Below are 25,845 nucleotides of genomic sequence, written 5' to 3' on the forward strand. Positions count from 1 at the left end.
GAAAAAATAAAAATAAATTGATATGAAAAGAAGTATTTTCTTCCTCATAACGGTCATTTCTATGGCCACGGTGCAAGCCCAGAGTATTGTTGACGGCTTGCGTTACAGTCAAGAAAACACCACGGGTACCGCACGGTTTAACGCTATGAGCGGAGCATTTGGCGCATTAGGTGGCGATTTGTCTGCCCTCGCCATCAACCCTGCTGGAGGTGCCGTCTTTTTACGCAACGAAGCCAGCATTTCTGCCAGTGTTAAAGACCAAGATAACGAATCGCTATATTTTGGCACGTTGGCAAAGAGCCTGAAAACCGATGTAAACCTCAACCAAGTGGGAGGGATATTTGTTTTTGACAACCGCGATGAAAATTCAAATTGGAAGAAATTTACTTTGGGCGTAAACTACAACAACACCCAAAATTTTGACAACGACCTGTTTATAACGGGGAGAGGAAATACTTCCATCGCTAACTTTTTTTTAGAGCAGGCGCAGGGCATTCCTTTGAACCTGTTGCAACTGCAAGGTTCTGAGAGCATTTCAGACTTATACAGTTTTTTGGGAGAAAATCAGGGCACTGCCGCACAAAACGCCTTTTTAGGGTATCAGGGATTTATTTTCGATCCTGTGGAGCCCGAAAATTCGGGCAATACCCAATACACAACAAACGTGGCTCCCGGTAATTTTAACCAGGAATATAGCTTGGTAAGCGATGGATACAGCGGCAAATACTCTTTGAACTTGGCGACACAATTCACCAATGATTTTTACTTCGGGATAAACTTAAATTCGCACATTATTGACTACCGCCAAAGCACTTTTTTAGCCGAAGCCAACAATAATGAGGGAAGTACAGTAAACGGCATTGGTTTTGAAAACAGCCTCGATGTATTGGGCACTGGTTTTTCAGCCCAATTTGGCGCTATTGCCAAAGTAGCGAACAACCTAAGGCTGGGCTTAACGTACGACACGCCCACTTGGTTTACCATTTCAGAAGAAACAACGCAGTATTTGGAAACACGGCATACCGCCGACGGGCAAAACACTACCACAGTAGTCGACCCCAGGGTATTGAACATCTATGAAGATTACGAATTAAAAACCCCTGGCAAATTAACTGCCAGTGCCGCCTACATTTTTGGTAAAAGCGGCTTGATAAGTTTTGATTACGCCTATAAAGACTATTCTGAAATCAGCTTTAAACCGACTTCAGACCCGGTTTTTTCTGCAGAAAATTCTTTTATAAACAATACGCTCCAAGGCGCTTCTACCTTTAGGGTGGGTGGCGAATACCGCTTGGACGAAGTAAGTTTTAGGGCAGGTTATCGTTTTGAGGAAAGCCCTTACAAAAACAAAGAATTAATGGACGATCTAAATGGGTTTTCATTAGGGCTGGGCTATACCTTTGGCAATTGCTATTTAGATATCTCTTACGTAAGAACTGAACAGGAAAGAAGACAGCAACTCTACAACATTGGACTTACCGATACGGCTCTGGTAAACACGGTAAACAACGCCTATGTGTTCACGCTTGGGCTTAAGCTATAATACTTTTTCGAGCCTGAAACGTACTTTAAAAACTCTATCGTTCCGTCTTACTTCCAGAGTGATTCTTTTTCCTTCTTCGGAAGAAAACAAGCGGTTTAATTCATACAGTTTATAGGTGTGTGCGGGTTTTCCGTTTATTCGTAGTATCTCGTCCCCCTTTACGATGCCAGAACGCTCGGCCACTGAATTTTTACGTATTTCGGCAACCACATAGCGGGGCACCAAAACAATCTCGGTGGTGGTGTAATAATCATAAACAACATTTGTGTTGTTTTCAAATTCGTTAGGAAACCCCTTAATGGCACGAGCCCTGCTTTTTTTAGCAAGCAACTCGACCCCTTGATGTTCTAAGGTCAATCCGCTCATATTGTAAAAAAACGGATTGTCAAAATTCCTGTTGCGCCTTAGCATCAACTTTTTATTTTGGTAATCCATTGTCACGGTAAACCGTTTTAAGAAATCACCTCCTAAGCTCCCGTCCCGTTCAATATAAAGGCCCAAGCTGTCGATAGCTTCTTTGTTGGGAAAAGCCACGTTGACGGATTCCAGTTCAAAATCGCCTGCCACCACTTTACCCAGCCTTGACCGTCTTCCGTAAATATGGCCACTTAGCCCCAATCCAAGAAAATCTTCAAAATAATTTTTGGGTTGTTCCACAAGAAAGCCTGCCGTATCGAACAGCCATAAAGCATCGCTGGAACCACTGTCCAACAATAAGGTAACCTCCCTCTCTTTTCCGTTTTTTTGTGATTTCACAACGAGGTCAACATAAGGTTTCCCTCTGTGAAAATACAAATCGAAAAGCTCGCAGCGTCGGCATTCTTTGTAACTATAGGTTTCTGGCTTATAAAATTTCAAGCGTTTGGACCTGTAATTTGTTTTAACGATAAAGCTTTTAAAAAAATCGAGTCCTATAATTCCGTTTATGGGGACACCCATCCTGGACGAAAGGTTGAGCGAACTGTCGAAAACAACATAAATAGTATGGTTTTTACTCACGGCATCACCAATGACCAAGGTGTTGTTTTCGCTCTTCAAACCTTGAAGAACACCGCCCTCGCCTAAGCCCCGCAAACTTATTGGCGTAGTTGTATTTAATAAGAGGGAGTCCTGTTTTTCCAAACTGAATATGATCGTAGATTTAACTCCAGTATCTAACAGAAAAGAAAGAGTAGCGCCATTTACTTCTACGGGAATGACCACCAAATTATTGACCAACTCAAAAGAAATCCTATCCCCTCTGTCGCCCTCGGGAAGCTGAAAAGACCCTTGGGAAAAGGCTGGTGCACCGGCACATAAAACCATACCTAAAAAAAATGCGGCCGCTTGGATGTAATCAATTATTTTCAAACCTTTTCAAGATAAAAAAAAATACCGAAAGAATGTGCGGCAGGGTAGTATTTATAATTTTTTTCAGACCTTTGTTGATTAAAAATCATACGCTATGCCTAAAGTATCCGTCAAAGGGCAGAATATGCCTGAATCGCCCATAAGAAAATTGGTGCCATTTGCTGAAAAAGCTTACAAAGCCAACAAAAAAGTATATCACTTAAACATTGGCCAACCCGATATTAAAACACCACAGGTCGCCATGGATGCTGTTACCTTGCACCATTTGGACATTTTGGCCTACACCCGTTCTGAAGGGTCTGAAGGATACCGAAAAAAGATTGCTGAATATTACAACAGGCAGAACATTCCCGTAAATTATGACGAAATCATTGTTACCACAGGCGGTAGCGAAGCATTGCTCTTTGCTATGGGGAGCATTGCCGATACTGGTGATGAAATCATCATCCCAGAACCGTTTTACGCCAATTACAACGGGTTTGCAACTGCATCTGGCGTTACCATTGTTCCTGTTATTTCAAAAATAGAGAATAATTTTGCCCTGCCTCCCATTTCAGAATTTGAAAAATTGATAACCCCTAAAACAAAAGCCATCCTTATATGCAACCCGGGGAATCCAACAGGTTATTTATATTCCAAAGAAGAAATTAAAAAACTGGCCGAAATCGTAAAAAAACACGACTTGTTTTTAGTGGCCGACGAGGTATATCGCGAATTTGTTTACGACGGTGAAGAACACTATTCCATCTTACAAGAAGAAAGCTTAGCCGAAAACGGCATCATTATCGACTCGGTTTCAAAACGCTACAGCATGTGCGGTGCCCGTATTGGATGCTTGGTAACCAAGAACAAACAAGTGCTCAGCACGGCATTGAAGTTTGCACAAGCCCGGTTGAGCCCGCCTACCTTTGCGCAAATTGCCAGTGAGGCCGCTTTGCAAACACCACAAAGCTATTTTGATGAAGTTATTGACCGGTACAAAAAACGGCGGGATCTTTTAATTGAAAAACTACAAGAAATTCCAGGAGTAAAAGTTGGAACCCCAAAAGGTGCCTTTTACTGTATTGCAGAACTGCCCATTAAAGACAGTGATGTATTTGCCCAATGGCTACTGGAAGATTTCGATCTGGATGGCGAAACCGTTATGGTCGCCCCCGCTGCAGGGTTTTACTCTACACCAGGAGAAGGCAAAAACCAGGTGCGCATCGCATACGTTTTAAAAAGGGAAAGCTTACTGAAAGCCGTTGACATACTGAAAGCCGCACTTGAGCAATACCCAGATAACTAATGCAGGTTGAGGAGCACAAATCGCTTAAAGACTACAATACGTTTGGTATAGACTGTACTGCCCGGTATTTTGTGGCGGTGACCTCGGTGGAAGAATTACAGCAAATCCTTTCAGGCCAGCTGACCGGGGGAGCAAGAAAAAAACTTGAAAACCGTTTTATACTTGGCGGCGGCAGCAATATGTTGCTCACCAAAGATATTGATGCTTTGGTAATTTACCTGAACCTGAAAGGAATAAAAATTTGTTCTGAAACCGACAACCAAGTAACCATACAGGCCATGGCTGGCGAAAATTGGCATGAATTTGTACGGTATTGCTTGGAAAAAGATTATGGCGGACTGGAAAACCTTTCGTTAATCCCTGGCAATGTGGGCACGGCCCCCATCCAGAATATCGGGGCTTATGGCGTTGAACTGAAAGATACTTTTGTAAGTTGCAATGCAATTGAAATAGCCACGGGAAAAGAGCATACCTTCACTAAAGAAGACTGTGATTTTGGGTACCGAAATTCTATTTTCAAAAACGAGGCTAAAGGCAAATATATTATTGTTTCGGTAACCTTTCAATTAACGAAAAAAGATCACGATTTGAACACCGGCTATGGAGCCATTCAACAAAAGTTAACCGAAAAGGGAATAGAAACCCCAACAATCAAGGATATTTCTGAAGCAGTTATTGAGATACGACAATCTAAACTGCCCGATCCCAAGAAATTGGGGAATAGCGGGAGTTTTTTTAAAAACCCGGTAGTTGATTCTCAAAAATTTCAGGAATTCAAGTCCAAGCATCCTGAGGCACCGTATTATCAAATTTTAGAAAACGAATATAAAATCCCGGCTGGATGGCTCATTGAACAGGCTGGATTTAAAGGCAGACGCTTCAAAGATGCTGGCGTTCACGAAAATCAAGCGTTGGTACTGGTAAACCACGGAACGGCCACTGGCGAAGAGATTTGGCAATTGGCCCTCAAAATTCAACAGGCCGTAAAAGACCAATTCAATATTTATATAGAACCTGAAGTAAACATCATTTAATCTACCAAAAGCACCCGATTGATCACGTGAACCACGCCGTTAGAGCCCACAATATCACTCTTGCCCAAAACGGCCTTTTCTCCATTGGCGTTGCCAATTAACAGCTCATTGCCTTTTTTGGAAACAGTTAGCGTAGCTCCGGCCATTGTTGTTAAGGTGTTGGTACCGCCTCCGCTTTTTTGGAATAAAGCAGAAGAATCCACTTCGCCTTCCACAATATGGTTTTTCAACAGTTTTTTTAACGCTTCCATGTTTTTAGGGTTGAAAACCGTTCTTTTTTGCTCGGTGTCCAAACTGTCAAAAGCGGCGTTGGAAGCTGCAAATACCGTAAACGGTCCTTCATTTTTTGAAAGTATATCAGTAAGGCCACTGCTAACCAGAGCACTTGCGAACTTTTTGGTTTCATTGGTCACCATTAGTTTCGACATAACACTGTTCAATTGCTCTTTTTCGGCAATGGTAAGCTCTTTTTTTACTTTTTTTACCGTTTCAGGAGCCGTTTTTACCACGTCTTTCTCTACTGTCACAGGCTCTTTTGTATCGTTTTTACAAGCATAGAAAATAGAAGCTATGATACAAATGGACAGTAGGGGTTTCAAAAGGTTCATATATCTTTTTTTAGATGAATTTAACGCTAAAATTAACTAAAATCGAACCACAACCAAAAGAAAGATTGTATTTTTGCACTATAATAATATGCTATGGAACTTTTACTTATCACAGTTGGATTGTTATTATTGGCCTTTGCAGGAATTGCCATTAAAATATGGGGCAAGAAAGACGGTAAATTTGCCGGTACTTGTGCCAGCCAAAACCCCTTTTTAAACAAAGAGGGTGAAGCTTGTGGTTTCTGCGGAAAAAGTCCGGACGAGTTTGAAAATTGCTCCGAACCCAGCCACAAATAAGCCTTAAACTTCACAAGTTGCCAAAAGCGTTTCAGATACCATTAAACCGCTAAGCCTATGGTGTTCCTTTACGCACTTGCCGCTGTGGTGCTCATAAACTGCGGCTACTACCTCCTTTTTTCAAAATTTTCGTTTTCAAAAACTTCCGAAACGGCACCCAAAACCATACAGGGCGCAGTCAAGGAATCCAATAGTAGCACTAAAGCAAAATTGCAACCGGTCTCTTTGATCGTTTGTGCCAAAAACGAAGTCGAAAACCTTAAAATACACATCCCTTTCTGGCTGGAACAAAACCACCCAGATTTTGAACTCATCTTGATCGACGATGCCTCATCTGATAATACGTTGGCGGTTATGGAGTGGTTTAAGGAACAACATCCTAAAATACAGATTGTAAAAGTAAAAAACAACGAGGCTTTTTGGGGCAATAAAAAATATGCGCTCACTTTAGGATTGAAGCGGGCCAAAAACCAACATCTGCTCTTTACCGATGCCGATTGCAAACCTGCTTCAAAAGATTGGCTTACAACCATGACGGCCCATTTTTCAGAAGAGAAACAGCTTGTTCTGGGGTACGGGGCCTATCAAAAAAAACCTGGACTGTTGAACCGGTTCATCCGTTTTGAAACTTTAATGACCGCCCTACAGTATTTTTCGTATGCCAAGGCGAAGATGCCTTATATGGGCGTGGGCCGCAACTTGGCGTATACCGCGAAACTATATTATGACAACAAAGGCTTTATGTCACATATTAAATTGTCTTCTGGGGATGACGATTTATTTGTTAACGAAGCCGCAACACCCGAAAATACAGCGATATGCGTTTCCGAAGAAGCTTTCACCTATTCCATTCCAAAAAAAACGTGGAAAGGCTGGTGGCGACAGAAAAAAAGGCACATCACCACGGCCAAACACTATAAACCAATTCATAAATTTTTATTGGGATTGTTTTATACTTCAAACCTGCTATTCTGGGTGTTGAGCATCATTTCTTTTATAGTTGTGAGTTGGAAAATCACCTTAGCCTTAATTTTGTTCCGTTTTATATTTCAGTACATAATTGTAGGCAAAGCCGCCAAAAAGCTGAAAGAAAGCGACCTTGCCCCTTACATTCCACTGTTTGAACTGTTTTTGGTATGCTACCAAATGAGTATCTTTATTTCGAATAGCAGAACAAAACACAACCGGTGGAAGTAACCAAGGAAGATATTATAGAACAAGTAGAACAAGCCAAAAACGGCAAACAGAGTGCCTTTAAGTTTTTATTGGATACCTTTTGGAACACGGTTTATGGGTTTCAACTGAAACGGGTAAGAAATGAATATGAGGCCGAGGACATTTCCATTGAAACTTTTGCAAAAGCGTTTGACAACATTGAAAGTTTTGATCCCCAATACGAATTTGCCACTTGGTTGGTCACCATTTCAAAAAATATACAGATAGACAAAAGCCGAAAGAAAAATGCTTCGCTCTACAAAAACACCACTGAAACTTCTGCCGAACACATTCAAAAAATAGCCGACCACTCCCCCACGCCCGAAGACAAGTTGATTACCGAGCAAAATCTCGCTGAACTGCTTCAATATATAAAAAAGTTAAAACCACATTACCAAGAAGTGATCAATTTGCGCTACTTTCAGGAAATGAGCTACAACGAAATTGCCACCACCTTAAACCAACCGCTGGGCAACGTGAAAGTGCGTTTGTTGCGGGCTCGAAAACTTTTGTCCGAACTAATCATGGACAATTATAGATAATCCCAACATCACAGAACTTATATTTTAAAACCTTGTAATCAAAATCAAACAAAGCAAATAAACCCAGCGTCTATTTTAACGCTGCAACATCGAAAAACAGCTTTAATTATTTATATCTTTGCTCGGTATGAGCACACAAACTTTGCAACGCACCAAACCCGCCCCAAAACCAAAATGGTTGCGGGTAAAGCTACCCACCGGAAAAAAATATACCGAATTGCGCGGACTGGTCGATAAATACGACCTACACACCATTTGCACCTCCGGAAGCTGCCCCAATATGGGCGAATGCTGGACCGAAGGCACCGCGACTTTTATGATTTTGGGCAACACCTGTACCCGTTCGTGCGGCTTTTGCGGCGTAAAAACCGGCAGGCCAGATACCATAGATTGGGCCGAACCCGAAAAAGTAGCCCGCTCCATTAAATTAATGGATATTAAACACGCCGTGATCACCTCGGTAGATCGTGATGATTTAAAGGATATGGGCTCCATTATTTGGGCCGAAACGGTAAAGGCCATTCGCCGCATGAACCCCAATACTACCTTGGAGACCCTCATCCCCGATTTTCAGGGCGTAACCCAGAACATAGATCGCATTATTGCTGTTAAGCCCGAGGTAGTCTCGCACAATATGGAAACCGTAAAACGATTGACCCGTGAAGTACGCATCCAAGCAAAATACGAACGCAGCTTAGAGGTGTTGAACTACTTAAAACAACAGGGCATCGACCGTACCAAAAGCGGAATAATGCTGGGCTTGGGCGAACAAGAAAACGAAGTGGTGGAAACCTTGAAAGATCTACGTTCCGTTGGGCTGGACATTGTTACCATTGGCCAATACCTGCAACCTTCGAAAAAGCATTTACCGGTAAAAGAATTTATTACTCCCGAACAGTTTAAGAAATATGAAGAAATAGGCCTCGATATGGGGTTCCGTCACGTGGAAAGCGGGGCATTGGTGCGCTCTTCGTACAAAGCCCAAAAGCACTTAACTTAAGCAAATCGATATGGTAGAACCCATTAAAATTGGCATTAACGGCTTTGGCCGCATTGGCCGAAGTCTTTTTAGACTGTTGCTAGACAACGCAACTATAGAAGTGGTGGCCATCAACGACCTTGCCGACGCCAGGACCCTCTCGCACTTACTAAAATACGACAGTGTGCATGGTGTGCTGCACGAAGATGTTTCCTATACCGAAAACAGTATATTGGTCAACGGCAACCCGTACCGGTTTTCTTCAGAAAAAAACATCGAGGCCATTAACTGGGACGGCGTTGATGTGGTGGTGGAAAGTACTGGCAAGTTCAAACTTCGCGAACAATTGGAGCAACATATAAAAGACAATGTAAAAAAAGTGATTCTTTCGGTTCCGCCACTTGAAGACGATATTAAAACCGTGGTATTGGGCATAAACGATGAGATTTTGGACCAAAATGACACTATTGTTTCCAATGCATCGTGCACCACCAACAATGCGGCACCAATGCTTAAAATTGTTCATGACCTCTGTGAAATCGAGCAAGCGTATATTACCACGGTACACTCCTACACCACCGATCAAAGTTTGCATGACCAACCTCACAAAGACTTGCGCCGCGCCCGCGGGGCGGCACAATCTATTGTTCCTACTACAACTGGAGCAGCGAAAGCACTCACTAAAATTTTCCCCGATCTGGCTTCAGTGATCGGCGGTTGTGGCATTAGGGTCCCCGTTCCCAATGGTTCTTTATGCGATATTACCATAAATGTGAAAAACAAAACTTCCATCGAAGCGATAAACGGAGCGTTTAAAAAGGCTTCAGAAACCGGTTTAAAAAATATTTTACAATATACCGAAGACCCCATTGTATCGATAGACATAGTGGGCAATTCGCATTCCTGTATTTTTGATGCTGGGATGACTTCGGTAATTGGCGGAAAGATGGTAAAAATCATAGGTTGGTATGATAATGAGCGCGGCTATTCATCGAGAATAATCGATTTAATCACAAAGGTTTCGATTAAATAACTATATTTAGCGACAAAGTACAAGGTGCAAATGCAAAAAGCATTATTGAAACATAAGTGGCTTTCACTTTTTTTTACGCTACTGTTCGTGTTGGGAAGCGTTATGGCTCAAGAACGCGATACAGATACGGTGGCATTAATAAACAAACACCGCAAAGAAGCAATTGATGCCATACACAAACAGGATTTTGAAGAAGCCATGACAAACCTTGACGAGGCCAACAAATTAGCGTTGACCTCTAAGGACAAGCTTTTAAAATCGGACATTCGGTACCATATCGCCGAACTGCACTACCACCTGCAAAACTTTCAGAAAGCTTTAGAGGAAATCAACAAATCGATCGTGCTCTTGGAAACCCTCGACACCGATACAGAAAACGAAATTGCCAAAGCCTATACCTTAAAAGGCCTTATACTGCTGAACACTGGAGCTTATGAAAAGGCTGAACTTTTTTTAAAAGACGCCTATAAAATTTTCATAAACTTAAACAATGAAGCCGAACAAGGACAAGTTGTTTCAGGCTTAGGTCAATTAGAATTAAAAAAAGGCAACTATAAAACGGCCATAAATTATTTTGATGCTGCCATCCCTTTGCTACGGATCAATGATTTTACTTACAAAGAAGCAGAAGCCCATTTAAAAAAGGCCGAAGCGTTTATAAACCTGGACAGCGGTTCTCAAGCCACCAATTTAAGAAAAGCTCAAAATTCCCTCCATCAAGCACTGGTACTAATAGATGCCAATGCCTTTAAAAAATTAAAAGCAGAGAGTTACAAAATCATTTCTTATATCGCCTTAAAGGAAAACAACTTTAAAAAAGCCGAAGAAAACCTATCAATCTACGAAAAACAGAAAGAAGCGCTCTATAAAACATATATGGAGGCCGTTTCAAAAGGGGTGGATGTAGAATCGAACGTGGGCGACCTCAATGAAATCATTGCCACTCAAAAAGACGACCTGGACAAAAAGCAAAAGTCCATTAAGTTCACCCAAATGACCACGGGTTTAAGCATTGCGTTGATTGTTATCCTTTCGCTGTTAACCTTATCGCTTTACAAAAACAACAACCTCAGGGCCAAAGCCAATAACCTGTTAAAAGACAAAAACACCGAATTGCAAATGGCCAAGGAGAAAGCAGAACGGGCTTCGTTGGCCAAAGCGCAGTTTTTATCTACCATTACCCACGAACTGCGGACTCCACTGTATGCCGTTACGGGGCTTACGCATTTGTTGCTGGAAGAAAACCCCAAGGAACACCAGCGGGAACATTTAAATTCCTTGAAATTCTCTGGGGAGTATTTACTTTCCCTCATCAACAACATACTGGACCTCAATAAACTGGAAGCAAACAAAGTAGAACTGGAACGTACTTCATTCAATCTCAAAAAGCGAATAGACCACGTGCTGATAGCGCTTAAAAAATCTGCAGACGACAAAAACAACACCCTTCATTTAGAGTTTGACGAAAACATTCCCCAGAAAATGGTGGGCGACCCTTTAAAGTTATCACAAGTTTTGATAAACCTAATTGGTAACTCCTTAAAATTCACTCAAAATGGCGATGTTACCGTTCGTGTTCAACGTATGGAACAGCAAAAAAACAAAGTGAAACTTCATTTTGAAATTGAAGACAATGGAGTAGGTATCTCGCGCAAAAAGCAAAAGAGCATTTTTGAAACATTCTCTCAAGGCTCTCTTCAAATAAACCGGAAATTTGGCGGTACCGGCCTTGGTCTTTCCATCGTGAAAAACCTCCTTGAACTGATGAACAGTAAAATCAACCTGGAAAGCCAATTGGGCAAAGGCTCTAAGTTCTGGTTCAATATCACATTGGCGGTTCCTGAAGAAGCCCAGGAAGACAAAAACAAAAAAACACCCACTCACGATGTAGATTACGCAACCCTAGAGAACAAGTCTATTTTGGTGGTTGAGGACAACAAGATCAACCAAATGATTACTAAAAAAATATTGGAAAAAAACAATATGCACTGCGAGGTAGCCGATAATGGTATGGATGCCATAAAATTGGTTAAGGAACATACATTCGACGTTATTTTAATGGACATTCACATGCCAGGAATAAGCGGTATTGAAGCCACTCAAAAAATAAGGGACTTTGATAAGCAAATTCCCATCATCGCATTAACCGCGGTTACCGTAGATGAAAACCTGGACGATTTTTACCGTGCCGGATTTAACGACATCATCCCGAAACCTTTTAAAACCGAAGAGTTTTTCGAAAAAATTTATAGAACCATCAAAAACAGAAAAGCTCCCGTTGACAGCTAAGCCTTAAACCGTGCCGTCACCCGTTGCAAAATTGTTTCCTTTAAAAAAGCTTCTTGTCCGTTTTTTATTTTGGTGGTTATAGGCAAGTAATACAGTGCAAATTTATCCAGTTTATGCTGTAACCGCATAAAATCTTTTTCGGTGGTTAAAATGAGTTCCTTTTCTTTTAATTTTTCAATTTCTTCAGCAGAAAAATGATGGTGATCTGCATAGCTGTCATGCTCAAAACGACATCCTTTGTCTTTTAAAAACTTAACCAACGGGGCAGGGTTTGCAATTCCGGTAACCAAAGTAAAATGCTTATCTGTTAGGTACTCCAAAGGCAAGGTTTCGGTTTTTCCGTAAATTAACCCATCGTAGCCAATAGAGGAAAAATACAGCTTTTGATGCTCCTGCAAGGGTAATTTAAACTCAATTTCCTGCAATTTTGAATACGGTACTTTATCGGGGCACTTAGTAATCACAATAATATCAGCGCGCTCGGCACCGCTTCTTGGCTCCCGCAAATTACCTGTAGGCAACATATAGTCGTTAATGTACAAATCGTGAAAAGGCGTTAACAAGATGTTGGTATCGACCGTTACTTTTCGGTGCTGAAAGGCATCGTCCAGCAAGATCACTTCTGCTTTTTGCTTCAGTTTTTCAATTCCCGTTCTTCGGTCTGCACAAACGGCAACGGTAACCTTTGGAAATTTCTTTTTAAACTGAAGCGGTTCGTCTCCAGTTTCTTCAGCAGTATGCGAGGGCAACACCTCCAGATAACCCGACGTTTTTCGTTTATAACCACGACTTAACACCGCTATTTTATAGTCATCCTGTAAAGTTTCAATCAAAAATTCAATCATGGGCGATTTTCCCGTTCCCCCAACCGAAAGGTTCCCCACGCAAATAATGGGCAGGTTATATGCTTTGCTTTTTAATATGTTTTTATCGTACAGATAATTTCTGAAACCAGTTACCCAACCGTACAGAACAGCAAAAGGAAACAAAAGGGTACGCAGCGTTTTCATATAGCGAAAGTACTAATTACCGGGAATATGATGGTTATGGTTTCAAAATTAATGCAAAATCACAAACAAGTTGATACAAATATGAATAAACGCCCGAAACCACTATCTTTACGGAAATTAAATTGCAATTTATGAAAGTACAGGATATCATACAGATTTTAGACGATTTTGCCCCCCTCGCCTATTCCGAAGGTTTTGACAATACCGGACTTTTGGTAGGCGATAGAAACGCCGAGGTGTCTGGGATTCTCGTAACCTTAGATACCTTGGAAGAAGTAGTTGACGAAGCCATCGCAAAAAATTGCAACCTCATTGTGAGTTTCCATCCCATAATTTTTTCAGGATTGAAGAAATTGACCGGGAACAGCTATGTGGAGCGCACCGTGCAAAAGGCCATCAAGAATGATATCAATATTTTTGCCATACACACCGCACTGGATAATGCGTGGAACGGTGTTAACGCCATGATCTGTGAAAAACTGAACCTCAGCAACAGGAAAGTGTTGATCCCCAATGAAGGTTCCATTAAAAAACTGCTCACTTTTGTCCCCGTCAAGGATGCTGCAAACGTTCGGGAAGCACTGTTTAACGCTGGAGCTGGCGAAATTGGCAATTACAGCAATTGCAGTTTTAATGTTACAGGGCAAGGCAGTTTCAACGGTAACGAAGCCAGCAACCCAACGGTGGGAAACAAAGGGGAAACTCATTTTGAAGAAGAGGTGCAAATGGGCATAACCTTTCACAAACACAAGCAAAACGACATACTGAAAGCACTTTTTAATGCACATCCTTATGAAGAAGTCGCGTACGAAATCACGACTTTGGAAAATAAAAACCAGCAGTTAGGGATGGGAATGATAGGGGAGCTTTCAGATGAAGTTTCCGAAGAAGATTTCTTAAGTTTTATTAAAAAAACCATGCAGACCGGTTGCGTTCGGCATTCAAAATTTCAGCATAAAAAAATAAAAAAAGTGGCGGTTTTGGGCGGCAGCGGAAGTTTCGCCATAAAAGCCGCCAAAGCAGCAGGGGCCGATGCTTACGTGACGGCCGATTTAAAGTACCACGACTTCTTTACCGCCGAAAACGAGATCCTGCTATGCGATATTGGCCATTACGAAAGCGAACAGTACACAAAAGACCTTTTAGTTTCTTTCCTTACAAAAAAAATTAGTAATTTTGCACCTGCCTTGCCGGGAGGCAGGATCGTTTTATCACAAATAAACACCAATCCTATTAGCTATTTTTAATTTATGGCAAAGAAAACAGAAACCACTGTAGAAGAAAAGTTACGAGCACTGTACGATCTACAATTGATTGATTCCAGAATTGACGAAATCCGCAACGTTCGCGGTGAATTGCCTTTAGAGGTAGAAGACCTGGAAGATGAAGTAGCCGGAATGAACACCCGTCTTGAAAAATTGAACACCGATCTTGAAGTTATTGAAAACAACATCAAAGAGAAGAAAAACGGTATTGAAGAGTCTAAGGCGCTCATAAAAAAATATACCGCACAACAAGACAATGTGCGCAATAACAGAGAGTACAACTCTTTGAGCAAAGAAATCGAGTTTCAGGAACTCGAAATTCAGTTGGCCGACAAACACATTAACGAGTTCAAAGCACAGATAGAGCAGAAGAAAGAAGTTATCGAGCAAACCAAGGAGCAACTTGAAGAGCGCAAAGAGCACTTAAAACACAAGCAAAGCGAGCTGGACGATATCCTTGCTGAAACAGAGAAAGAGGAAAAAGCCCTCATCAAAGAATCTGAGAAATACGAAAAGAAAATCGAAGAACGTTTGGTAAAAGCCTACAAGCGCATTCGCAACAGCGTGAAAAACGGTTTGGCCGTAGTACAGGTAGAACGCGGTGCTTCTGGCGGTTCGTTCTTTACAATTCCCCCACAGGTGCAAATGGAAATTGCTTCAAGAAAAAAAATCATCACCGACGAGCACAGTGGTCGTATTTTAGTGGATCCCGCCCTTGCAGATGAAGAAAAAGAAAAAATGGACAAGCTGTTCACCAAAGTTTCATAAACTACTTTTTTACAATTTATAACAAAGCCTTCACAGTCCGTGAGGGCTTTTTTTGTTACCTTTTCTGAAAGGTTTGTCATCAAAATCGACTTATTCAAAAAAGAAGTATTATGAATAAAATTTTCTTAATTGTAACCGCTGCCCTCTTGTTTTCGGCTCAGGTATCCTGCCAATCCAACCAAAAAAATAAAGAAGCCGAAGCGATGGCCCAGAAAAATCAAGAACCCATTGAAGTACCTTCCAAAGATGGTTTGGAACATGCGTATTTTGCCAGCGGTTGTTTTTGGTGCGTCGAGGCTATTTATGAAAGCGTAAAAGGAGTTGAAGAAGCTATTTCGGGTTACAGCGGTGGCGAGGCTAAAAACCCAACTTATAGAAACCACGCTGACCATGCCGAAGCCGTAGAAGTTATTTATAATCCAGATACAGTTAGTTTTGCTACACTCGTTGATGTATATTTTGGTTCGCAAAATGTAACCCAGGTTAATGGCCAGGGACCGGACAAGGGTCGCTCCTACCGTTCTATCGTGTTTTATCAAAATGACAAGCAGAAAAAAATTATAGAAAACAAGATAAACGAACTGGAAAAAGAAGTAGGTGAAGGAGAAGTTGCAGCCCAAGTGATGCCGTTCCAAAAATTTTGGAAAGCCGAAGCTTACCATCAAAACTATGAAAAAAACAACCCCGACAATCCGTACATTCAAAATGTTTCCATTCCGCGGTTAAACAGGTTCAAGGATAAATTTCCTGAACTGTTGAAAGACAAAGCAACACATTGATAGACTATATGAGTTTTAAAACATAAAGGAGCTGAACTGCTCCTTTTTTTTATGGCAAAAACTACCGAAAGTTTTAAAAAGAAAACAACCACTACAAAAAACCATAATTTTGTTTAATTTTAACAAAACATATTTAAACACAATATATTTTGACTTAGAACAATGGGCAACAAGAAACAATACCTCCCCACAAAAACCTGTCCGGTATGTCAACGTCCTTTCACTTGGCGCAAAAAATGGGAACGCGATTGGGAACAGGTAGTCTATTGCAGTAACCGTTGTAAAAAGAAAAAAAATGAAACATAGCTTAGTGTGGTTTACCAATAATATAAGGGTTAAAGACAACACAGTCCTGCACAATGCCTGTGAGGAAGCAGGTAAGATTATTGCAGTGTATTGTTTTGATCCCAGCCATTTTGAACAAACAGAATATGGTTTCAAGAAAACCGGTGTTTTCAGAACCCGTTTTTTAATGGAAAGCATAAAAGACCTTTCGGAAAATTTAAAAACACTAAACATTCCACTTTTTATCTATTCTGGCAAACCAGAAGAAAATATCCCCCGCCTTTGCAAGCGCTACACCATTACCGATATATATGTCCAGAAGGAATGGACGCGGGACGAAGTTTCAGTTCAAAACAAGGTAGCGGACGCACTTGAAGGAAAATGTTACTTACATCAGGTTTTTGATCAGTTTTTATTTCACCCAGACGCTATTCCTTATGAAAGCTTCAAAGAAATCCCAGAGGTGTTTACCACCTTCCGTAAACAATGTGAAAAACACGCTTCCATCCATAAACCGGTATCCGTTCCAAAAAGCCAACCTATATCAAACTGGGAGAACACAAACACTAACTTACCATCTATTGACGAATTAGGCTTAAAAAACATAGAAACGGATTCCCGTACCGCATTCCCATTTTCAGGAGGCGAAACAGCGGCATGGCAACGGGTACAGGACTATTTTTGGGAGAGCAGACACCTTTCAAAATACAAGCACACCCGCAATGGATTGATTGGCAAGGATTACAGCTCTAAACTCTCGGCTTGGCTCGCCAATGGCAACATTTCGGCACGAAGCGTTTATCATGAGGTTAAAAAATACGAAGCCGAAATTGAGAAAAACCAAGATACCTATTGGCTTGTTTTTGAACTCATTTGGCGTGATTATTTTAAATACGTTTCCCTAAAACACGGCGCCAAGCTTTTTAAGATTGGCGGTATTTTGGATAAAACCTATTCTTGGAAACGAGATGAAGAAACGATTTCAAATTGGATTGAAGGCAACACAAAATACGACTTTGTAAATGCCAATATGAAAGAATTAGCCGCCACCGGATTTATGAGCAACCGCGGACGCCAAAATGTGGCCAGCTATTTTGCTAAGGAAATGCAACAAGATTGGCGTGTGGGTGCCAGTTATTTTGAAAGCCTGCTCATTGATTACGATGTGCACAGCAATTGGGGCAACTGGATGTACAATGCGGGGGTGGGCAACGACCCAAGGGATAGAAAATTTAATATTGAAAGTCAATCCAATCGATATGACCCAGACAATAAATACACAAGACTATGGCTGAAAAACACGTAAAAACCCTCCGTTTGGTTTTGGGTGACCAACTGAACCATCAGCACTCTTGGTTTTCAAGCACCAATGAAAACCACCTTTATTTTATGGCCGAAATGGAGCAGGAAACCAATTATGCGACGCACCACATTCAAAAAGTGGTAGCGTTTTTTGAAAGTATGCGCAATTTTACAAAGTGGTTAAAAGCGCGTGGGCATAGCGTTGTTTACTATAAACTGGATTCTTCAGAAAATAAACAGGACTTGGCGGAAAACCTGAACTACTTAATAGAAAAACACCATATTGAAAAATTTGAGCACCAACTACCAGACGAATACCGGTTGGACGAACAGTTGAAAAAATTTTGCAAATCGGTTTCAATTAAGACCAAAGCTTATGATACGGAGCATTTTTACACCGAAAGAACCGAATTGGAGACCTTTTACGAAGGTAAAAAAGAACTCACCATGGAGTACTTTTACCGCCACATGCGCAAGAAGCACAATATATTAATGGGCAACGAAAAAGACCCGGAAGGTGGTAAATGGAATTTCGATAAAAGCAACCGAAAAAAATGGAAGGGCTCACCGTCCATCCCACATGAAAAAGGGTTTCGAAAAGATGTTTCAGAAATCGTTTCACTCTTAAATAAAAAAGGGATTAAAACCATGGGCAATATTGATAAGAAAAACTTTAATTGGCCTACCAGCAGGGAAGATTGCCTTTCGGTATTGAATTATTTCTGCAAAAACCTGTTGCAGCATTTTGGTGACTATCAAGATGCCCTGCATACCGAGCAACTATACCTGTTTCACTCGCGGCTTTCTTTTGCCCTGAACAGCAAAATGCTTTCGCCTCAAGAGGTCCTCGAAAAAGTAATCTCGCACTGGCGGGAACACAAGAATAGCATCGATATTTCGCAACTGGAAGGTTTTGTACGGCAAATTTTAGGCTGGCGCGAATATATGCGCGGGATATACTGGAAAGAAATGCCAGGGTTCCGTCGCAGCAACAAATTGGATAACCAAAACAAACTTCCCAATTTTTATTGGACGGGAAAAACAAAAATGAACTGCCTGCACCACGCTATCAACCAGAGTTTGGACCACGCCTACGCCCACCACATCCAGAGGTTAATGATCACGGGAAATTTCGCGTTGTTGTTGCAGTGTCACCCAGACGAGGTGGATACCTGGTATTTAGGCATTTATATAGACGCGATAGAATGGGTGGAGATTACCAACACCCGGGGAATGTCGCAATTTGCCGATGGTGGCGTTATCGCTACAAAACCATACGTTTCCAGTGGAAATTATATTAACAAAATGAGCAACTATTGCAAAAATTGCCAGTATTCGGTGAGCAAAAAAACCGAAGACGATGCGTGTCCCTTTAACAGTCTCTATTGGAATTTTCTGGACGACAAACGGAAACATTTTAAAAACAATCAACGTATGAACATGATGATGAGCCTATTGAACAAAAAAACCGCCAAGGAGCTTTCCGCATTAAAAAACAGGGCCCAAGAAATCATGAAAAACCCAGATAAATTTTAACAAAACAAACCCAACACATAGGTTTGGTTAAAATGATGTGTAATTCATAAGCATTTAACATTTTTGGTTAAATAGCGGTTAAAAATTTTAGCGCCAACGTTTTTTTATTGTAGCTTTAATCCAGCTTAACAAAAAAACAACTATTATGGGAGATTTAATTTGGCTTATTGTCGTGATATTGATTATTGGATGGCTGGTGGGCTATTTCGGTTTTGGAGAAGCCGTAGGCAGCTTGATCCATATTTTATTGGTACTGGCAATAATTGGTATTTTGTACCGTCTTGCCACAGGCAGGAGACCGTAAAGAAAACACTATTTTAAATTTAACACTAACCTTTAAACAACCATTATTATGAAAAAAGTATTTTTATTATTATTTATGGCCGGCCTATTTAGCACTGGCTTAGTAAGTTGCCGCGATCAAAAATCGGCTGGTGACCAAATTGAAGACGTGGCCGACGATGTTGAAGATGCAGTAGATTAATTTTATAATACGTAATACGCAGCCCCTTTTTCTGTAAAAATCAGAAGAAGGGGCTGTTTTTTATCATTCAGCTATATGCCCTTCGTATTCTGGATGCCGTTTTAAATAACCGGCAATAAAAGGGCATTCTGGATCCACTTTCAATTTTCTCTTTTCTGCTTCTTTTAAAACCTCTTTTACCATTCCTGAAGCTATACCTTTTCCTTCCAGTTCTTTTGGAACTTCGGTATGGGTCAATATCAACTTGTGCTCGGTAGGCTTATACTCAATAAATGCGGTTTTCCCGTCAATTCTGGCTTCAAAGCGATTTTCGTCTTTATTATCGATTACTGTAAATTCCATTTTCTCTTTTTTATAGGGTTTTCCATAAAGATACAAAATTTATGCAGGCTTGTTAAGTTTCTGTACTTTTACATAAAACCGAATTATGAAAAAACTGATCGTATTCCTCTCTTTTTCAGCACTTTTTATAAGCTGTAAAGACAACAAAACCGTTTCCGATGACAATAATGAAACTGAAATTAATTCAGAAAGCCCGGTCGCCGATGAACAGGAAAAAATGCCCAATAACCCTACCACAGCACAAGCTTTAGCATTTGCCAATGGATATGGAAACTGGAACGATGTTTCTGAAATATCCTTTACCTTCAATGTAGATCGGGGCGACAACCATTTTGAACGCTCTTGGACCTGGATGCCCAAAAATGACAAAGTCCAAATGGTTTCAGGGCAGGAGACGGTTACTTACCGTCGGGCTGAAGTGGACAGTACTCTTCAAAAAACTGATGCTGCATTCATAAACGACAAATACTGGCTGTTGGCGCCCTTTAACCTTATTTGGGATGAAGGTACGACCTTTTCAGAAAAAAAGAATGTGGTGGCTCCTATTTCAAAAGACACGCTCAGTAAGCTAACTGTTGTTTACAGCAACAAGGGTGGCTATACTCCCGGTGATGCGTATGACTTTTTCTACGATGAAGATAATAAAATACGTGAATGGAATTACCGAAAAGGAAACGATCCTAACCCTACCATGACCACCACTTGGGAGAGTTACGAAACCCACGGCGGACTTGAAATCGCCACCACGCACCAAGATAGCACAGGTAATTTTAAACTGTATTTTACAGATATTTCAGTAAAAAAATAGCTTACTTTTTCAATAAACGGGCGGTAAACAAGTTTTGTTTCTCGGTATTCTGAAGTGTTACAAAATAGATCCCTTGGCGCAATGCTGAAACATCGAGTGTTGTTTTATGGTTTTCTCCAAAATCTGCCAAGTGGAAAAGCACTTCCCTTCCTTGAATATCGTACACCTTTATATACAATGATTTTTCTGTGTTGTACGAGATGGTAACTGTTTCCGAAGTTGGATTAGGGTACAGCACCCCTTTTTCGGCAAGAGCTTTTGTGAAGAAGTTTTCAGCAAATGCAAAGGCGTGTTTCCCTAATTTCTCGCCTATTATCCGTCCGGGAATATCATCGATCGGCGGGTGGATGCCTCCCCAAATACGGGACAAACTGCATTGGTCCGATGCATCCCGATATGTGGCCCATTGCAATTGCACATCAACACTGGGGCCGTCTTCAAAAACAAGGAACTCGCCTTTTTTAGCTTCAAAAGTGCCCATCCCTCCTGGAAAAAAGGGGTCGCCCGTCAGTAAGGTCAAAATTTCTGCCGCCGCCCTTGAAAAGGTAGAATGACCTGAAACATACCCGGCAAAAGGCGGTGTAACGAACGAAGGACGTTGATACGGGAACCATTCTTCGGCCAAAATCCAGCCCACGCCCGCTTCATCTTCATTGGGATCGACAATTTTACTCGGACCGCGCCAACAGTACAATTTTATTTTTTCAACGTTTTCATTGAAAGCCCCGGCAAGCGGATCGCCTTCTTGCACCAATTCAATATAGTTTTCTACTAAAGGTATTCCGTGTGGATTGTATCGTGGCAAATTGGGGTCGCTGGATTGTCCTTCATCGCTCATATACCGTATGGCGCTTACCGGCCGTACATAATCGTAATAGCCTTTTATGCCCCAAGCAGAAATAGCCACGTCGTGCATCGCACCTCCGAGGGTAAAGTAGGATTTTATGTCCCATTCCAAATCGGAGAGCACTTCTCCTCTACCTTTAAATTTTTTGATTAACTCAGGTTGATCGTTTACGTAGTTTAGGATGGTAAACCAATGGCCTGGCGGGGTTTCGCTATCGGGGCCATCTGCCCAAAATTCGGCCAGCACACGGGCGTAATCTCCGCGTGGTACGAGTTGTTTTCTATATGGTTTTCCCGTGACAGGGTTCAGGTCACGGCCTTTGCTGGGATCGCCCCCATTTTTATAATTATAAAAGCTTTTATATTCCTTAAAAGTGGTGGGGAAATCGGTACTGTCAAAATTACCAATGCTTGCCGGCGAAATATCAATCATCACTCCATCTGCAGGGTCCAAATGCGAGCTCCATACGGCTACCATAGCAAAGCTCCATTTGTAGGGATCGTCCATTCCCAAGAAATCCTGAATGTACCAAGGGTCGCCAGGATCGTAATAACAGTTGTAATCAAAATCTGGTGTGGTATGGGTTGTTAAATCTTGTTCCCTCAAAGAAAAAGGGACGACCGCTCCCCATTCGGGCCCTAAAAATGGCGGTTGACCACCGGGAATGGTGTTTCCGCTTTGGTCCACCCAGTTTTCTACTTTTAAGGGTTGCCAATGGTTTGGGTACTCTAAAGTTGAATTTCCTGCAAAGTCAAGGTTTAGCGCTTCATTTAAAGGTTCGTAATATCGATTTTCATAATCATTGGCCTCATTGGACCCGTCCTGAAGCCCAAAAGCGATCAATTGTTCGGCTATATAGTTTCCCAAGGCGGCGGGATTTCCGTTTTTATAATTTGAAGAAATGTAATTTATATCATACCCCAATTCATTCATTACTTGGTTGATCGATTTAAAAATCTCCTCTTTCCCTGGTGAATTTTGAAAGCGATGCTTCATTAATCGAAAAACAGCATAGCTCAACGCTTTTTTTGTTGCTTCAGAAGTGTTTTCAGAAGTTTTAAACCCTTCAAATTCACAGGTGTAATCACCTATTGTATTTCCCAAGAAATAGGGCGCAGCCTGCTTATCGAAAACCGCCCAAACATCATACATTGCAACCGAAGTATGAAACAGGTTACGTGCGTGCACCACGGGACGCGCAAAATCATTGCGAATGCCATGCAACACTTCCTCGTTCCACGTTCGGGCAATGGATTGTGAAAAACAGGTTGTCGAAACAGCGACCAATAGAAATAGAAGCACTAATTTCTTCATAATGAATTCAAATGTACGAAACATCACACAATCAGTTCGTTAAAATTATCCTACAAGCAAGTGACTTCAGTAATACGAAACCATATTAAATTGCTATTTTTGTTAGCCTACGAAATTAGTTTTATATGAAGTATCAAAACTCGCTTGAATTTGCCCAACAGCAAGACGCTGAAGACAATTTATCGCATTTCAGAAAAAAATTCCACATTCCTACCGACGATAGCGGCAACGAATTAATTTACCTCTGCGGAAACAGTCTTGGGCTACAACCAAAAAATACTTCAGAATACATTCAAAAAGAACTGCAGGATTGGGCAAAATTAGGGGTTGAGGGCCATACCGAAGGGGAACACCCTTGGTTGCCCTATCACGAGTTTTTAGCCAATAGCATGGCTAAAATAGTAGGTGCCAAACCAAGCGAAGTGGTGATGATGAACACCCTGACCACTAACTTACATTTAATGATGGTTTCGTTTTACCAACCTACCGATAAAAAATACAAAATTGTAATTGAAGCCGATGCCTTCCCTAGCGATAAATACGCAATGGAAAGTCAATTAAAGTTTCATGGGTACGATGAAAAAGAAGGACTCATCCTCTGGAAACCTAGAGAAGGGGAAGAATTATGTCGTTTTGAAGATTTAGAAACTATTCTGAAAGAACAAGGTGATGAAATTGCTTTACTTATGATTGGCAGCACCAATTATTACAGCGGGCAATCGTATCCGTTAAAAAAAATCACCGATTTAGGCCATAAACACAACTGTAAAGTAGGTTTCGATTTAGCGCACGGCGCCGGGAACATTCAGCCAAATTTGCACGAAACGGGGGCTGATTTCGCCGTTTGGTGCAGTTACAAATATTTAAACAGCGGCCCTGGAAGTTTGGGCGGTTGTTTTGTGCACGAGCGTCATGCCAACAATAAAAATTTAACACGGTTTGCCGGTTGGTGGGGCCACAACAAAGAAACCCGTTTTAACATGCGGAAGGAGTTTGATGCACTACCGGGTGCCGAAGGCTGGCAATTGAGCAATCCACCCATTTTATCGATGGCGGCCATTAGAGCGTCGCTGGATGTTTTTGAAGCTGCCGGTTTTGAAAACCTGCGGAAAAAATCGGTTACATTGACCGGATTTTTAGAGTTTCTTTTAGATGAAATGAATAACGAGAGTATTTCCGTAATCACACCAAGAAACCCCGAAGAACGCGGTTGCCAACTGTCCATTCAAGTAAAAGATGCCGATAAAAGCCTACACACCAAATTAACCGAAGTTGGCGTAATCAGTGATTGGCGCGAGCCGGACGTAATCCGTATCGCCCCTGCCCCACTCTACAATAGTTTTACCGATGTGTATGGGTTTGTGGAACGGTTAAAAGAGGTTTTAAAATAATTAACTTGTCTCCTCGAGCGCAGTCGAGAGGTTAATCAAGAGAATATTTTTTTAAAAAGTTGACTGCATCGATTTTTGATACATTATGAACAAAAAAGATAATATTTTAATAGTCGGCGCCGGCCTCTGTGGCAGTTTACTCGCTTTACGGTTGGCACAACGCGGCCATCAAATAACTTTGGTTGAAAAGCGACCAGATTTAAGAAAAGTAACCCAAGATGCCGGACGCTCCATTAATTTAGCATTGAGTGACCGGGGATTACGGGGATTGCGGCTTGCCGGTGTTGAAGAAGCAGCTAAAAAACTGTGTATCCCTATGAACGGGCGGATGATTCACGACCGGGAAAATAATACCTTTTTAAGCAAATACAGCGGACGCAAAAACGAATTCATCAACTCTGTTTCCCGACCTGGACTGAACATGGTGCTTTTAGATGCCGCCGAAGCCCTGCCCAATGTGAAAATAATTTTTAATCACGGTTGTGAAACAGTTGATTTACCACAAGCTTCAGCAACATTTAAAAATTACGAAACCAACGAAGAGGTTACCCTAAGTGGTGACATTTTATTGGGAACGGACGGTGCGGGCTCTGCGGTACGGCAGAGTATGTTTATGCACAAAAAGTTCTTGTTCAGTTTTTCGCAGGATTGGTTAACGCACGGGTATAAAGAACTGGAAATACCCGCGACCAACGACGGTGGCTATCGCACCTATAAAAACGCTCTGCATATTTGGCCACGCGGGGAAGATATGCTTATTGCGCTGCCCAATCTCGATGGAAGTTTTACGGTCACCCTATTTCTTCCGTATAAAAACAGCGATTACTGTTTCGAAAATTTGAATACACCCGAACGCGTTACCGAATATTTCCAAAAAGAATTTCCAGATGCCTTGGCATTGATGCCCAATCTCGCCGAAGAGTTTTTCAACAATCCCACCGGACCGCTGGGTACCGTAAAGTGTTCGCCTTGGAGCACCTACGGAAAAACGCTGTTGCTGGGCGATGCCGCGCACGCCATTGTTCCGTTTTATGGACAGGGAATGAACGCTTCGTTTGAAGATGTAGTGGTTTTTGATGAAATTTTAGATAAATACGAAGCTAAGAAGGATGAAAAAACCGATTGGGAAACCGTGTTTTCAGAATATGAAGCCAACCGAAAGAAAGACACCGATGCCATTGCCGATTTGGCGGTGGACAACTTCCACGAAATGAAAGAACACACGGCAAGTCCGTTGTTTCAGAAAAAAAGAAAACTGGAAACCGCATTTGAAGCCGAGTTTCCACAGGAATATTACAGTAAATATTCTTTGGTTACCTTTAACGAACATATTTCCTACGAAGAAGCATTGCGAAAAGGCCGTGCACAGGACAAAGCGATTCTAAATTTAATCGACGATGGAAAATTACCCGAATCCATGCCGCTTCAAGAGAAATTAAAATTGGTGAAACGGGAAACCAAAGAAATCATGCACGACGATTCTGTTGTAAAAAATTTGAAGTAGAAAATGTCGCCTCGAGCGCAGTCGAGAGGTCA

Annotated in this window: 25 protein-coding genes; 20 read left to right on the forward strand and 5 right to left on the reverse strand. The window is 41.5% G+C overall.

All coding sequences use genetic code 11. From position 1 onward, the window contains the following. Nucleotides 1-22: 22 nt before the first annotated feature. Nucleotides 23-1,543: an OmpP1/FadL family transporter gene (locus tag DDV96_RS00205; RefSeq protein ID WP_116692730.1), complete on the forward strand. Its 1,521-nt coding sequence runs from the start codon at nucleotides 23-25 to the stop codon at nucleotides 1,541-1,543. On the opposite strand, the gene DDV96_RS00210 is transcribed toward DDV96_RS00205, so the two are convergent. Then, entirely contained in the window at nucleotides 1,538-2,893 is a 1,356-nt protein-coding gene (locus tag DDV96_RS00210; RefSeq protein WP_116692731.1) for an aspartyl protease family protein, read from the reverse strand. The two genes, DDV96_RS00205 and DDV96_RS00210, sit on opposite strands and share 6 nt — an antisense overlap. Nucleotides 2,894-2,987: 94 nt before the next feature. Between DDV96_RS00210 and DDV96_RS00215 the strand changes: the two genes are divergently transcribed. Both DDV96_RS00215 and murB read left to right on the forward strand, forming a co-directional pair. Beyond that, nucleotides 2,988-4,181 carry a pyridoxal phosphate-dependent aminotransferase gene (locus tag DDV96_RS00215; RefSeq protein WP_116692732.1) on the forward strand — a complete coding sequence of 398 codons (1,194 nt, stop codon included), beginning with the start codon at nucleotides 2,988-2,990 and terminating at the stop codon, nucleotides 4,179-4,181. Then, nucleotides 4,181-5,215: a UDP-N-acetylmuramate dehydrogenase gene (gene murB / locus DDV96_RS00220; protein WP_116692733.1), complete on the forward strand. Its 1,035-nt coding sequence runs from the start codon at nucleotides 4,181-4,183 to the stop codon at nucleotides 5,213-5,215. Before DDV96_RS00215 ends, murB begins: the two co-directional genes overlap by 1 nt. Here the strand turns inward: murB and DDV96_RS00225 are convergent. Further along, nucleotides 5,212-5,823, reverse strand: a complete 612-nt coding sequence (locus tag DDV96_RS00225) for a fasciclin domain-containing protein (protein ID WP_116692734.1) — start codon at nucleotides 5,821-5,823, stop codon at nucleotides 5,212-5,214. The two genes, murB and DDV96_RS00225, sit on opposite strands and share 4 nt — an antisense overlap. Nucleotides 5,824-5,916: 93 nt before the next feature. Here DDV96_RS00225 and DDV96_RS00230 point away from each other — a divergent pair, with 93 nt between their 5' ends. The 6 genes from DDV96_RS00230 to DDV96_RS00255 all read left to right on the forward strand — a co-directional run bounded on the left by DDV96_RS00230 (nucleotide 5,917) and on the right by DDV96_RS00255 (nucleotide 12,178). Next, entirely contained in the window at nucleotides 5,917-6,120 is a 204-nt protein-coding gene (locus DDV96_RS00230; RefSeq protein ID WP_116692735.1) for a membrane or secreted protein, read from the forward strand. Between the two features lie 57 nt (nucleotides 6,121-6,177). Next, a complete protein-coding gene (locus DDV96_RS00235) occupies nucleotides 6,178-7,317 on the forward strand; it encodes a glycosyltransferase (RefSeq protein WP_116692736.1) in 1,140 nt (379 codons plus the stop codon). Next, nucleotides 7,308-7,877: an RNA polymerase sigma factor gene (locus DDV96_RS00240; protein WP_116692737.1), complete on the forward strand. Its 570-nt coding sequence runs from the start codon at nucleotides 7,308-7,310 to the stop codon at nucleotides 7,875-7,877. Before DDV96_RS00235 ends, DDV96_RS00240 begins: the two co-directional genes overlap by 10 nt. 127 nt (nucleotides 7,878-8,004) lie before the next feature. Continuing rightward, on the forward strand, nucleotides 8,005-8,877 hold the full coding sequence (gene lipA / locus DDV96_RS00245; RefSeq protein WP_116692738.1) for a lipoyl synthase: 873 nt from the start codon (nucleotides 8,005-8,007) through the stop codon (nucleotides 8,875-8,877). Between the two features lie 10 nt (nucleotides 8,878-8,887). Continuing rightward, a complete protein-coding gene (gene gap, locus DDV96_RS00250; RefSeq protein ID WP_116692739.1) occupies nucleotides 8,888-9,889 on the forward strand; it encodes a type I glyceraldehyde-3-phosphate dehydrogenase in 1,002 nt (333 codons plus the stop codon). 30 nt (nucleotides 9,890-9,919) lie between these two features. Continuing rightward, a complete protein-coding gene (locus DDV96_RS00255) occupies nucleotides 9,920-12,178 on the forward strand; it encodes a tetratricopeptide repeat-containing hybrid sensor histidine kinase/response regulator (RefSeq protein WP_116692740.1) in 2,259 nt (752 codons plus the stop codon). Here DDV96_RS00255 and lpxK read toward each other — a convergent pair. After that, entirely contained in the window at nucleotides 12,175-13,188 is a 1,014-nt protein-coding gene (gene lpxK / locus DDV96_RS00260; RefSeq protein ID WP_116692741.1) for a tetraacyldisaccharide 4'-kinase, read from the reverse strand. The two genes, DDV96_RS00255 and lpxK, sit on opposite strands and share 4 nt — an antisense overlap. A gap of 131 nt (nucleotides 13,189-13,319) precedes the next feature. On the opposite strand from lpxK, the gene DDV96_RS00265 reads away from it, so the two are divergent. From DDV96_RS00265 to DDV96_RS16060, 8 genes are all read left to right on the forward strand, one after another. After that, a complete protein-coding gene (locus tag DDV96_RS00265; RefSeq protein ID WP_116692742.1) occupies nucleotides 13,320-14,435 on the forward strand; it encodes a Nif3-like dinuclear metal center hexameric protein in 1,116 nt (371 codons plus the stop codon). A 3-nt stretch (nucleotides 14,436-14,438) separates the two neighbouring features. Next, nucleotides 14,439-15,221 carry a zinc ribbon domain-containing protein gene (locus DDV96_RS00270; protein ID WP_116692743.1) on the forward strand — a complete coding sequence of 261 codons (783 nt, stop codon included), beginning with the start codon at nucleotides 14,439-14,441 and terminating at the stop codon, nucleotides 15,219-15,221. Between the two features lie 110 nt (nucleotides 15,222-15,331). Continuing rightward, complete coding sequence (msrA, locus tag DDV96_RS00275) at nucleotides 15,332-16,000, forward strand: peptide-methionine (S)-S-oxide reductase MsrA (RefSeq protein WP_116692744.1); 669 nt, start codon at nucleotides 15,332-15,334, stop codon at nucleotides 15,998-16,000. Nucleotides 16,001-16,162: 162 nt separating this feature from the next. Continuing rightward, complete coding sequence (locus DDV96_RS00280; protein WP_116692745.1) at nucleotides 16,163-16,306, forward strand: DUF2256 domain-containing protein; 144 nt, start codon at nucleotides 16,163-16,165, stop codon at nucleotides 16,304-16,306. Next, nucleotides 16,296-17,591: a DASH family cryptochrome gene (locus DDV96_RS00285; protein WP_116693170.1), complete on the forward strand. Its 1,296-nt coding sequence runs from the start codon at nucleotides 16,296-16,298 to the stop codon at nucleotides 17,589-17,591. Before DDV96_RS00280 ends, DDV96_RS00285 begins: the two co-directional genes overlap by 11 nt. Continuing rightward, complete coding sequence (locus tag DDV96_RS00290; protein WP_116692746.1) at nucleotides 17,573-19,123, forward strand: cryptochrome/photolyase family protein; 1,551 nt, start codon at nucleotides 17,573-17,575, stop codon at nucleotides 19,121-19,123. Before DDV96_RS00285 ends, DDV96_RS00290 begins: the two co-directional genes overlap by 19 nt. Before the next feature lie 145 nt (nucleotides 19,124-19,268). Further along, entirely contained in the window at nucleotides 19,269-19,427 is a 159-nt protein-coding gene (locus DDV96_RS00295) for a lmo0937 family membrane protein (protein WP_116692747.1), read from the forward strand. A gap of 48 nt (nucleotides 19,428-19,475) precedes the next feature. Further along, the gene (locus DDV96_RS16060; RefSeq protein ID WP_262497861.1) at nucleotides 19,476-19,607 is read left to right on the forward strand and encodes a hypothetical protein; all 132 of its coding nucleotides are present in this window, start codon (nucleotides 19,476-19,478) and stop codon (nucleotides 19,605-19,607) included. Nucleotides 19,608-19,670: 63 nt separating this feature from the next. Here DDV96_RS16060 and DDV96_RS00300 read toward each other — a convergent pair whose 3' ends face one another. Beyond that, nucleotides 19,671-19,949: a GNAT family N-acetyltransferase gene (locus DDV96_RS00300; RefSeq protein WP_116692748.1), complete on the reverse strand. Its 279-nt coding sequence runs from the start codon at nucleotides 19,947-19,949 to the stop codon at nucleotides 19,671-19,673. A gap of 85 nt (nucleotides 19,950-20,034) precedes the next feature. Here DDV96_RS00300 and DDV96_RS00305 point away from each other — a divergent pair, with 85 nt between their 5' ends. Then, a complete protein-coding gene (locus DDV96_RS00305; protein WP_116692749.1) occupies nucleotides 20,035-20,757 on the forward strand; it encodes a hypothetical protein in 723 nt (240 codons plus the stop codon). Nucleotide 20,758: 1 nt separating this feature from the next. Here DDV96_RS00305 and DDV96_RS00310 read toward each other — a convergent pair whose 3' ends face one another. Continuing rightward, entirely contained in the window at nucleotides 20,759-22,918 is a 2,160-nt protein-coding gene (locus DDV96_RS00310) for a T9SS type A sorting domain-containing protein (RefSeq protein ID WP_133240794.1), read from the reverse strand. Nucleotides 22,919-23,043: 125 nt separating this feature from the next. Here DDV96_RS00310 and kynU point away from each other — a divergent pair, with 125 nt between their 5' ends. Together kynU and DDV96_RS00320 are read left to right on the forward strand one after the other, a co-directional pair. Next, complete coding sequence (kynU, locus tag DDV96_RS00315) at nucleotides 23,044-24,309, forward strand: kynureninase (protein WP_116692751.1); 1,266 nt, start codon at nucleotides 23,044-23,046, stop codon at nucleotides 24,307-24,309. Nucleotides 24,310-24,394: 85 nt separating this feature from the next. Continuing rightward, nucleotides 24,395-25,813, forward strand: a complete 1,419-nt coding sequence (locus tag DDV96_RS00320; protein WP_116692752.1) for an FAD-dependent oxidoreductase — start codon at nucleotides 24,395-24,397, stop codon at nucleotides 25,811-25,813. Nucleotides 25,814-25,845: the final 32 nt, after the last annotated feature.

The organism is Marixanthomonas spongiae (assembly GCF_003095375.1).
Classification (GTDB): domain Bacteria; phylum Bacteroidota; class Bacteroidia; order Flavobacteriales; family Flavobacteriaceae; genus Marixanthomonas; species Marixanthomonas spongiae.

Coding starts and splice junctions, on each gene's coding strand:
- DDV96_RS00265 (WP_116692742.1), top strand. CDS start 13,320: ATGAAAGTACAGGATATCATACAGATTTTAGACGATTTTGCCCCCCTC.
- DDV96_RS00290 (WP_116692746.1), top strand. CDS start 17,573: ATGGCTGAAAAACACGTAAAAACCCTCCGTTTGGTTTTGGGTGACCAA.
- DDV96_RS00285 (WP_116693170.1), top strand. CDS start 16,296: ATGAAACATAGCTTAGTGTGGTTTACCAATAATATAAGGGTTAAAGAC.
- DDV96_RS00215 (WP_116692732.1), top strand. CDS start 2,988: ATGCCTAAAGTATCCGTCAAAGGGCAGAATATGCCTGAATCGCCCATA.
- DDV96_RS00225 (WP_116692734.1), bottom strand. CDS start 5,823: ATGAACCTTTTGAAACCCCTACTGTCCATTTGTATCATAGCTTCTATT.
- DDV96_RS00255 (WP_116692740.1), top strand. CDS start 9,920: ATGCAAAAAGCATTATTGAAACATAAGTGGCTTTCACTTTTTTTTACG.
- lpxK (WP_116692741.1), bottom strand. CDS start 13,188: ATGAAAACGCTGCGTACCCTTTTGTTTCCTTTTGCTGTTCTGTACGGT.
- DDV96_RS00305 (WP_116692749.1), top strand. CDS start 20,035: ATGAAAAAACTGATCGTATTCCTCTCTTTTTCAGCACTTTTTATAAGC.
- DDV96_RS00280 (WP_116692745.1), top strand. CDS start 16,163: ATGGGCAACAAGAAACAATACCTCCCCACAAAAACCTGTCCGGTATGT.
- msrA (WP_116692744.1), top strand. CDS start 15,332: ATGAATAAAATTTTCTTAATTGTAACCGCTGCCCTCTTGTTTTCGGCT.
- DDV96_RS00270 (WP_116692743.1), top strand. CDS start 14,439: ATGGCAAAGAAAACAGAAACCACTGTAGAAGAAAAGTTACGAGCACTG.
- DDV96_RS00230 (WP_116692735.1), top strand. CDS start 5,917: ATGGAACTTTTACTTATCACAGTTGGATTGTTATTATTGGCCTTTGCA.
- DDV96_RS00320 (WP_116692752.1), top strand. CDS start 24,395: ATGAACAAAAAAGATAATATTTTAATAGTCGGCGCCGGCCTCTGTGGC.
- gap (WP_116692739.1), top strand. CDS start 8,888: ATGGTAGAACCCATTAAAATTGGCATTAACGGCTTTGGCCGCATTGGC.
- lipA (WP_116692738.1), top strand. CDS start 8,005: ATGAGCACACAAACTTTGCAACGCACCAAACCCGCCCCAAAACCAAAA.
- DDV96_RS00235 (WP_116692736.1), top strand. CDS start 6,178: ATGGTGTTCCTTTACGCACTTGCCGCTGTGGTGCTCATAAACTGCGGC.
- DDV96_RS00310 (WP_133240794.1), bottom strand. CDS start 22,918: ATGAAGAAATTAGTGCTTCTATTTCTATTGGTCGCTGTTTCGACAACC.
- DDV96_RS00295 (WP_116692747.1), top strand. CDS start 19,269: ATGGGAGATTTAATTTGGCTTATTGTCGTGATATTGATTATTGGATGG.
- DDV96_RS00300 (WP_116692748.1), bottom strand. CDS start 19,949: ATGGAATTTACAGTAATCGATAATAAAGACGAAAATCGCTTTGAAGCC.
- DDV96_RS16060 (WP_262497861.1), top strand. CDS start 19,476: ATGAAAAAAGTATTTTTATTATTATTTATGGCCGGCCTATTTAGCACT.
- murB (WP_116692733.1), top strand. CDS start 4,181: ATGCAGGTTGAGGAGCACAAATCGCTTAAAGACTACAATACGTTTGGT.
- DDV96_RS00205 (WP_116692730.1), top strand. CDS start 23: ATGAAAAGAAGTATTTTCTTCCTCATAACGGTCATTTCTATGGCCACG.
- kynU (WP_116692751.1), top strand. CDS start 23,044: ATGAAGTATCAAAACTCGCTTGAATTTGCCCAACAGCAAGACGCTGAA.